Raw genomic sequence first — 8,915 nt, forward strand, 5'->3', positions numbered from 1 at the left:
GGAAAACGTAAGTAACATAGCACATTCCTGCTCCGGCTTGCTACGAGGCGCAGCTCCGCTACCCTCGCGTCCATGAAGACCCATACGGCGTGGTTGGCTCTTTGCGTCGCCGTAATTTGCCCGGTTGCGCATGCGCTGGGCGGTGAAGTGCAGTGTCCTGCGACCATCGCGGTGGATCAGAAAATCACCAACACCCCCGCCGGATGGACCGCCGGCTACAACGGCTTCACTAACGAGCTCGCCAGCCTGACCGTATACGATGGGCCGCCCGAGGAGGGCGCCTCGCTGGTGTACAGCGATCAGAAGATGGTCGCGGATAGTGTCACGCAAATCTGGCAACTCGCGCCCAACGATCGCGGCAACTGGATAACCTGCGGATATTCGAATACCGCCGCGCAGCTCACCCAGAAAATCCCCGCCGATGTGACTCGATGTGAGGCCACGTTTGAACGCAACGTCAGCTTTGGCGACGGACGCCATCCCATGCGCAAGGCCATCTGCAGTTCGACAACCCCACGCGGCGAGCAAAGGTTAACGTTCGTTAAGCTTAACGTCCGTTAAGTATCTGAAATCGCGATAGTTTTTGCACGTTTCGGGATAGACCAAAACGCCAATCGGGCTAGAACTTGGCAGGTAAGGACGGACTCTTTCACCTATCTACTCTCATATTACGACGTCTCAATGTTGGCACTTTCTATGCTCTATCAGTCAAGCGAGAGAAGTTCGGAGGTAAGGAAGATGACGTCGAACAAAATCTTGAAACGGCTGATTCCCATGGTGCTGGCGGGGGTCGTGATGCTGGTGCTGGCGACGCCGATGACGGCGAGCGCGCGCGATTGGGATCATCATGATAACGGTCGCCACAACGGATGGGTTCATCAGGATCGCGATGATTTCCACCACAATGGACGGGTCGATCATGATCGCGACTACTTTCGTCGCGCGCCGAGGGCATATTACCCGAACAACTACTACCGAAACGCACCGGCCTACGGCAGGAGCTACGCTGGACCGTGTAACGTGACTCGCCTGCAGAACGTCTATCGCCAGGACCGCGCGACCGGCCATCCGGCCGCAGCCAATGACGTGGCGCGCCGGATGCAGCTCTGTGGCGGAGCGTCCTCGGGTTATCCATACTCCGGCTACTACGGGCAGAACGGCTCGATGTTCGCACCTCTGCTGGGTAACTTCGGCTGGTAACTTCTTTCGCCTTCGCTAAGCGAAAACACCGACAACTAGGGCGCGCCGCAAATGCGGCGCGCCCTTTTTTTTGACCGGGGCTAGCGCCAGAATGGGCCGACTCGACCGAAAGGCGCTGAGCCAGAAATGAAACCAGACAGCCGGGGACTCGCCGTCACCACCGACTCGGACCAGGCGATCGCTGCCATCAATCACTTTACGGACGCGGCCCTTTCCCTGAAGCCCGGCATGGCCGACATCACCGCAGCGGCTCGGCGCGAACCCGAGTGCGCGATGCTCCAGATCTTTGCGGCCGTGCTCCATGTACTGTCGCAGTCAGATCTGGAAGCTCGCCGCGGCCTTCGCTACCTCGATCTCGCGCGCCAACGTGGCGCGGATTTGAACGAGCGCGAGCGAAACCTCATCGATGCCGTCGCTGCCGGATGCGACGGAGACTTCGATCGTGCGATAGGCGTGTACGGGCAGGTCGTTGAACGCTGGCCGAGGGACATATTGGCCGCCAAGCTGGCGGAGTTCCACTGCTTTGAGACCGGCGACGCCGCGCGCCAGCTGGAAATCATGGAGAACGTGGCGCGCGCCAATGGTGAATCGCCGCACGCGCTCGCCATGTATGCGTTCGCGTTGGAACTGAACGGCCGCCGCGAAGACGCCGAGCAAGTTTCGCGTGCCGCGCTGCGGCTGGACCCGGATTCGATGTGGGCGCAGCATTGCCTGGCCCACGTTTACGGCGAGCAGGCGCGCGTGAGCGAGGGAATCGCGGCACTGGAAAACTACGCTCCCGGATGGAGAACCTTCGGCCAGTACATCCAGTCGCATAACTGGTTCCACCTGGCGACTTTGTACCTGATGCAACTCGACTTCAATCGCGCGCTCGATGCTTACCGTCACCACATCTGGGGATTTCAGTCCGACGAGATCGTGGAACACACCGATGCGATCCTGCTCTTATGGTACGTCGAGCTCGCGGGCGGCGAGGTGCAGGAGCGCTGGCGCGAAGTAGCGCCGCACATCCAGGCCAAGGCCCACGCGCGGGTGTTTCCATTCCTGAGCAGCATTTACCTCTATGCGCTGGAGCGGGCCGGGGAGTCGGCGGAAGTCGATCGTGCGCTTGCGGAGATGGAAGAGTATGCGCGCAGCCAAACCGGGCGCGCCGCCTACGTCTGGAACGAAATCGGCCTCAAGCAAGCGCGCGGCTCTGTGGCGTTCGCCCGTGGCGACTTCGACCGAGCTGCCGCGCTGCTCGGCGGCGCGCTCGGCGATATTGCATGTGGCGGTGGTAGTGACGAGCAGCGCGCGGTGTTCGCGCAATCGCATTTCCTGAGTTTGAGCCGCGCGGGCCTCAGGCAGCAGGCGCAGCACGCCTTCCACGACTATCTCGCGGGGCGCTCATCTGCTGCGCTCTTCCAGCGGTGGCGGGCAGAGATCGGCGGATGATCGCGCGTCCGCCGCACGCCCCATTGCTTCTGGTCATTTCCTTGTTGCTCGCGGTTCTCGCACCGCGGGCCCTTGCCGCCGAGGTCCAGACCGATCTGGGTGCCAGCCTGGTGAAACTGGCGAAACAAAAATTTGGCGAGCTAAACCGAGCCGAGCGGTTGCTGGTTGCGGCGGCGGCGGTCCGCAACCTGGTGTGGCTCGGTCCCAGCACTGATCCCAGCGACCCGTCAAATGCGGTTACCCATGGCGACAAGTGGGGCCCCGAGCGCAGCGTGCGCGCGGAAGTCATCCGCTGGCTGGCTTCCGATCCCGGAGCCGCCGCCTTCGTGCACCCGAGCGGTCCGGGCTTCGCCGGGGCACGCGTGACCGGCGAAATCGATTTCTCCTATCTGGTCCTACCTCGTCCGATCACCATGCTCGGCTGCTACATTCCGGACGGGATCGACCTCACCTATGCGCACACCCAGGGGATCGATCTGCGCCGCAGTTTAACCGGAACCATCGATGCTGACTCCGCGACCATCGACGGGGATCTGTCGATGTTGAACGGGCGTTACGCCACGGTGAGCATGTTTCGCACCCACCTGACCGGCAACCTCGATTTCATCGGCGCGCAGGTGTCGAGTCCGGGTGAATATTCGATTCTGGCGACGGAAGCTACCATCGGGGGCGACGCGGATTTTCACCACGGGTTCACGACTGACGGCCTCATCGATTTCCGCTTTGCAAAGGTCGGACATTCGCTGAGCTTCAACGATGCACACTTCGGCGGCGCCGGCGGAAGTGGACTGAACGCGGAACGGGCGGCGGTCGCCGGTATGATCTACTGGGTAAATGTCGCTCACACATCACGGACGATCCTTGATCTGGCCAATGCGCGCGCTGAAGGGCTGGGCGATGATGCGGCGAGCTGGCCCGCGCCCGGAAATCTGAATCTCGACGGATTTGTCTATGGGTCGATCGTCGACGGTCCCACCGATGCGCCGGCACGTTTGCGATGGTTGGGCCGACAGGCGCCCGGCTACCGGCCGCAACCGTACGAGGAGCTCGCCAGAGTGCTGACGGCGGACGGCGACACGAGCGGCGCTACTAGTGTGCTGATCGCGCAGCGGCAGGCGGAACGTCGGTTCGGCAATCTAGGGCGCCTGGAGCGGCTCTGGAATCTCCTCCTCCAGATCACGATCGGTTACGGCTTTCGGCCGCTGCGTGCGCTCTGGTGGATTCTCGGTTTCGTTTTGCTCGGCACCGCCCTGTTCGGCGCCGGCTATCGGATGAGAATCATCACCCCGACCGAGGCCAACGCCTACGGCAAGTTCGCCGAGACCGGCCGTGCACCCGTGCACTATCCGTCCTTCAATGCCTTGGTGTATTCGTTGGAAAATTTCTTGCCGGTGGTCGACCTGCATCAGGGGGAATACTGGCGGCCAAATCCAGGTCTGCGTGATTCAGGCACTATCCCAGCGTCCTTACTTCACTGCTATCTTTGGCTGCACATCCTCGCTGGATGGATCCTGACGCCACTGCTCTTCGCCGGACTGTCCGGTCTTATCCGCCCGGCGTAACTTTTGGTCGTTGGACCGACCGAGCGCCGGGTCCGCTATTCAGAAGTTCAATATACGGGACGTCCTCCCGCGGTGTCCTTTGAGGAGAAGAGCAGATCCCGGGGGAAGCCGCGTGATCGCGCATCGCGCGCCGAATGCGCGCTCTACCTCACCGTCGCGTGGGCCACGTTGATCTATTTGTAAGAATCCTCGCCGCGATGTTCGGAGCAACGCTTCCGCGGGGCTGACACCTTTCACGGCTTGGCATCGAGGACGGCCTTGCCGGTTGCAGGATCGAATGGCACCGAAAATTGCTCATGCCAAACTAGCCATTTACCACCCTCTTTTCGGTCCACCCCAGTGTAGCGGCTGGTTTGCGAATGTGTGCCACTCTTGTCGATCCAGGTGGTCAGAATAATGTAATGCGCGACCCCAAGGTCGCCGCTTACCAGCACATCCACTGACTCCATGCGAGCATGAAAGTCGGACACTGATTTGAAAAATTCATTCGCCTTGGTCAGCGCCGCTTTGTTGAGCTGAAGGGGGATGGTGTCCTCGAAGAAGATCGCGTTCGGATCATCCGAGTAGAAGGCCATAATCGCGCTTACATCTTTGCTGTTGTGTGCGGCGATGAGACGTTGGTTGAGAGCCATGACCTCAGCCTGATCGCTCTCCCTCGGTGCTTGAGCGTGCGTCATCGACACGACTGTGATCCCAACCATCGCGAGAGACAGCAATATCGGAGCTCGTACTTTTGTCGTCATGTTTTCCCTCCACAGAAGTGGGCCAAGCGCAACTCTTCTATCCAAGCTTTGGATGGAGGGCCATGGTTGCCCTATCCAGGGCGAGCGCCGACAATCGCCTCACTCGATCCGCGAAGGGGGAGCGTTACACAACACGCCAAGTTGCCTTTTACACGAAGAACCAGCACTCCTGGGTGACCTTGCCGGCTGGCACGATGCCATTCGAAACGGAACCCACTGAGACAGAAGTGCTCGCGCTTATGGAACAGTTACGCGGTTCCTAAACCCAGCCTGCTTCGGTCCAACCGGGGCGGTTTCTCTTCAGTTATTTACAGGGCTAGCGAAAGAGGGCGGACCGCCGCACCAAACCCCAGACCGCTCTTTTTCTCGCTTCCGCTACGGGGAACCATTGAGCGGGTTAGTTCGTCACCGTTCCCGGTCAGAAACTACAAAATGATAAGGCGAGCCGACCGGCTAGGGCGTATGCTTGATCTGAAGTTCGGAGATGATTCGCGTTAAGTTCTGGCTCGTGGGGTTTCTTGTTCTCGGTCTTGCAGTGCCGGCTTCGGCGCAGACCAGTCTGGAAATTCCGCAGTCGCAGTCGCAGAATCCGGTCCCAATCCCGAGCTTCACGCCGCGCTCCGTTCCTTCTTCAAGCGCGCAAGAGGGTGGAACATTGCAAATCGCGCCGGCTCCCGCCGCGACGCCATCGACTACCCAACAGCTCGCACCCGCCCCGCAAACTCTCGATCCCGCGGTCGCTGCTGCCGCCGCTGCTGCGGCTGCCTTGAACGCACTGTTGGTCGCGCAGCCAACCCCCGGGGCGCCGCCCGAAGCGGTTGTTCCCACGCCCGCATCACCGCCCCCGTCGTCACCCCTCACGTCGCAGGCGGAGCCCAAGCTGCCGCAGGTTTTCCGCGGATGCTGGGAGGGCGAGGTTGTCATGGTGGATGACCTGGAGCGCTTGCCCGGCGCACACAAGGTTGGCTACTGGACGCCCAAGACCTATCGACTCTGCTACCAGCGCATCGGCGAGGGACCCTTTCATCTGACTTTCAGCGAAACCGGCGTCGTTCCCAATGAACAAATCAGGAACGCGCGCGGCCACGTCGATGCCCTGGCGACGGATGGGCGCGGGTACGCGAAGATGCGATCCGATCTTCGGTTCGATGAAAACCACGTCGAGCCAGGCCTGCGCGGCAGCACGTTCGCAGTCGACGAAATCACAATGCTCGACTGTAGGATCAGGGACGAGGCGATGGCGGTGAGTGCAGAAGTGTACGGAACGCGCGACGACGAACCATGGTTCAAAGCCCGCTGGCACGCCGACTTCCGACACGTACCCCAGTGAGCGCGCGCCGACACCTTGCGCAAAGCCCGGGCACCTGAAAAATCGCTCGGGTGGGCGCGACAGGCCGCGCGTTGCGTCGGGTTCCCTAGCTTCGAGAGTGGAAGCCGCTATTTAAGCCGGATGCTCCACCTTGTCCAACACCAAGGAAGCACGCGGAACTGGCAAGAGATAGCTCGACTCCCGTTGAGCGCCTCACCGTGACAGGCGTGTCGCGCCGCCAACTACCGATTGGTATCGTCGATCACGATGGGTCAGCACGAGCATCATGAGCACCTCCATAGCCCCACCCTACCCGGCGCGGCGACCGTGAAAGACCCCGTTTGCGGCATGAGCGTGGATCCGACCACCGCGCCAGGTTCGAACGAATGGCACGGCACGACCTACTACTTCTGCAGCCAGAAGTGTCTTGCGAAGTTCAAGCAAAACCCGGATAAGTTCGTCGGTGATTCGCCTAAATCGGTGATCCAACCAGCCGCTCGGCAGAGCGCTCCACCGGGCGCGCAGTACACCTGCCCGATGCATCCCGAGATCGTCCGCGATGGGGCGGGGGTCTGCCCGATCTGCGGCATGGCGCTTGAGCCGATCGCGCCGCAGGCAGAGAGCGCGGACGCCAATCCAGAGCTGCGCGACATGACCCGCCGCTTCTGGGTAGGTCTTGCGCTCACGATTCCGATCCTTGTGGAAATGGTACTACCTGAACGCATCGTGGCGCCGATGATGGCTCCCGCGCCAATGCAAAAAACGATGCTCATTTTGGCGACTCCAGTCGTGTTGTGGGCAGGGTGGCCGTTCTTTGAGCGCGGGTACCAGTCGCTGAAGACGCTTAATCTCAATATGTTCACGCTCATCGCAAGTGGCGTGGGTGTCGCATACGTGTACAGTCTGCTGGCAACTCTCGCGCCGCAAATTTTCCCGGTCTCGCTACGCGACGCGCACGGCCTCATCCCAGCATATTTCGAGGCGGCCGCCTCGATTGTAGTGCTGGTCCTGCTCGGACAGGTGCTGGAACTCCGTGCGCGCAGCCAGACCAGTGGAGCGATTCGCGCTCTGCTGGGACTCGCGCCCAAGACCGCACGCCGTATCGGCGCTGATGGTCACGAGTCAGATGTGCCGCTGGGCGACGTACGGCCGGGAGACAAGCTCCGGGTTCGACCCGGGGAGAAGGTCCCGGTCGACGGCTCGGTAATCGAGGGCGCCAGCGCGATTGACGAAGCGATGGTCACCGGAGAGCCGGTCCCGGTCGAGAAAAAGGCTGGCGATCGAGTGATCGGCGGCACCGTTAACACCACCGGGAGCATCGTCATGCGCGCCGAACGCGTCGGCACGGAAACGCTGCTCGCGCAGATCGTGCAGATGGTAAGTGCGGCGCAAAGAAGCCACGCGCCGATTCAGCGCCTAGCCGATCGGGTGAGCGCCTATTTCGTGCCCGCGGTGATGGTGGTCGCGATGGTGACCTTTGTCGTTTGGCTGGGAGTCGGTGCGGGACTGGGACGCGCGGTGGTAAACGCGGTGGCCGTGTTGATCATCGCGTGCCCGTGCGCGCTGGGTCTCGCAACCCCGATGGCGATTATGGTTGGAACCGGGCGCGGCGCGCGCGAAGGTGTGCTGGTGCGTAACGCGGAAGCACTGGAGATTCTCGAACGCGTCGATACTTTGCTCGCCGACAAAACTGGGACCCTGACCGAAGGAAAGCCGCGCCTGGTTTCGGTCACCGCGGTCGATCGGACCAGCGAGCGTGAGATCCTCGCCTATGCAGCAGCCCTGGAACGCGCCAGTGAGCATCCGCTTGCTGCAGCAATCGTGGCCGCAGCGGAGTCGAAGGGCGAGGCGCTGTCTTCGGTGAAAGACTTCAGGGCGATTGCAGGAAAAGGAGTGACTGGAATCGTCAACGATCATTCAATCGCCCTCGGCAACGCGTCGCTCTTTGCGGAGCTCGGTATCGAAGACTCGACCCTCGCTGCTCTTGCCGAGCGACTTAGCGGTGACGGGCAAACCGTTATGCTGCTGGCCGTCGACGGGCGCGCGGCGGGAACCATTGGAGTCGCCGATCCGATCAAGTCCTCAACCCCGGATGCGGTGCGGGCGCTGCACCACGAAGGGGTACGCATTGTCATGCTGACCGGAGATAGCTGCGTAACCGCCGCCGTAGTAGCGGCAAAACTCGGAATCGACGAGGTGCGCGCACAAGTGCTCCCCGCCGCCAAAGCTGAAGAAGTGAAGCGGCTCCAGGCGCAAGGGCGAATCGTCGCGATGGCGGGCGATGGAATCAACGATGCCCCAGCGCTCGCCGCCGCCCAGGTGGGAATTGCGATGGGCACCGGCACAGATGTCGCGATTGAAAGCGCCGGTGTCACGCTAGTGAAGGGTGACTTGCGCAGTATCGCGAAAGCGCGGCGCCTGTCGCATGCGACCATGCGCAATATCCGCCAGAACCTATTCTTCGCCTTCTTCTACAACGTGCTCGGAGTCCCGATAGCGGCGGGCGTCCTGTACCCGTTCCTGGGTCTGCTGCTGAGTCCGATAATCGCAAGCGCGGCCATGAGCCTGAGTTCAGTCTCCGTAGTGACCAACGCACTACGCCTCCGCCACGTGCGCTTGTGATAGCCGTCCGAACCAAACGGCTGTACTGTTTTGCGGCGGCGTGGT

At 61.6% G+C, this 8,915-nt stretch carries 7 protein-coding genes; 6 read left to right on the forward strand and 1 reads right to left on the reverse strand.

All coding sequences use genetic code 11. The features are described from left to right. Positions 1–72 precede the first annotated feature (72 nt). From VGI36_22095 to VGI36_22110, 4 genes are all read left to right on the forward strand, one after another. Positions 73–561: an STY0301 family protein gene (locus VGI36_22095; GenBank protein ID HEY2487839.1), complete on the forward strand. Its 489-nt coding sequence runs from the start codon at positions 73–75 to the stop codon at positions 559–561. Between the two features lie 177 nt (positions 562–738). Next, on the forward strand, positions 739–1,200 hold the full coding sequence (locus VGI36_22100) for a hypothetical protein (protein ID HEY2487840.1): 462 nt from the start codon (positions 739–741) through the stop codon (positions 1,198–1,200). Between the two features lie 126 nt (positions 1,201–1,326). Then, positions 1,327–2,634 carry a tetratricopeptide repeat protein gene (locus tag VGI36_22105; GenBank protein ID HEY2487841.1) on the forward strand — a complete coding sequence of 436 codons (1,308 nt, stop codon included), beginning with the start codon at positions 1,327–1,329 and terminating at the stop codon, positions 2,632–2,634. Then, complete coding sequence (locus tag VGI36_22110) at positions 2,631–4,196, forward strand: hypothetical protein (GenBank protein ID HEY2487842.1); 1,566 nt, start codon at positions 2,631–2,633, stop codon at positions 4,194–4,196. Before VGI36_22105 ends, VGI36_22110 begins: the two co-directional genes overlap by 4 nt. Positions 4,197–4,429: 233 nt before the next feature. Here VGI36_22110 and VGI36_22115 read toward each other — a convergent pair whose 3' ends face one another. Next, positions 4,430–4,939 carry a nuclear transport factor 2 family protein gene (locus VGI36_22115; GenBank protein HEY2487843.1) on the reverse strand — a complete coding sequence of 170 codons (510 nt, stop codon included), beginning with the start codon at positions 4,937–4,939 and terminating at the stop codon, positions 4,430–4,432. A gap of 484 nt (positions 4,940–5,423) precedes the next feature. Here VGI36_22115 and VGI36_22120 point away from each other — a divergent pair, with 484 nt between their 5' ends. Both VGI36_22120 and VGI36_22125 read left to right on the forward strand, forming a co-directional pair. Further along, positions 5,424–6,269, forward strand: coding sequence for a hypothetical protein (locus tag VGI36_22120; GenBank protein ID HEY2487844.1), 846 nt, complete (start codon positions 5,424–5,426; stop codon positions 6,267–6,269). 246 nt (positions 6,270–6,515) lie between these two features. After that, positions 6,516–8,870: a heavy metal translocating P-type ATPase gene (locus VGI36_22125; protein ID HEY2487845.1), complete on the forward strand. Its 2,355-nt coding sequence runs from the start codon at positions 6,516–6,518 to the stop codon at positions 8,868–8,870. Positions 8,871–8,915 lie beyond the last annotated feature (45 nt).

Source organism: Candidatus Binataceae bacterium (assembly GCA_036495685.1).
Taxonomy (GTDB): Bacteria; Desulfobacterota; Binatia; order Binatales; family Binataceae; genus JAFAHS01.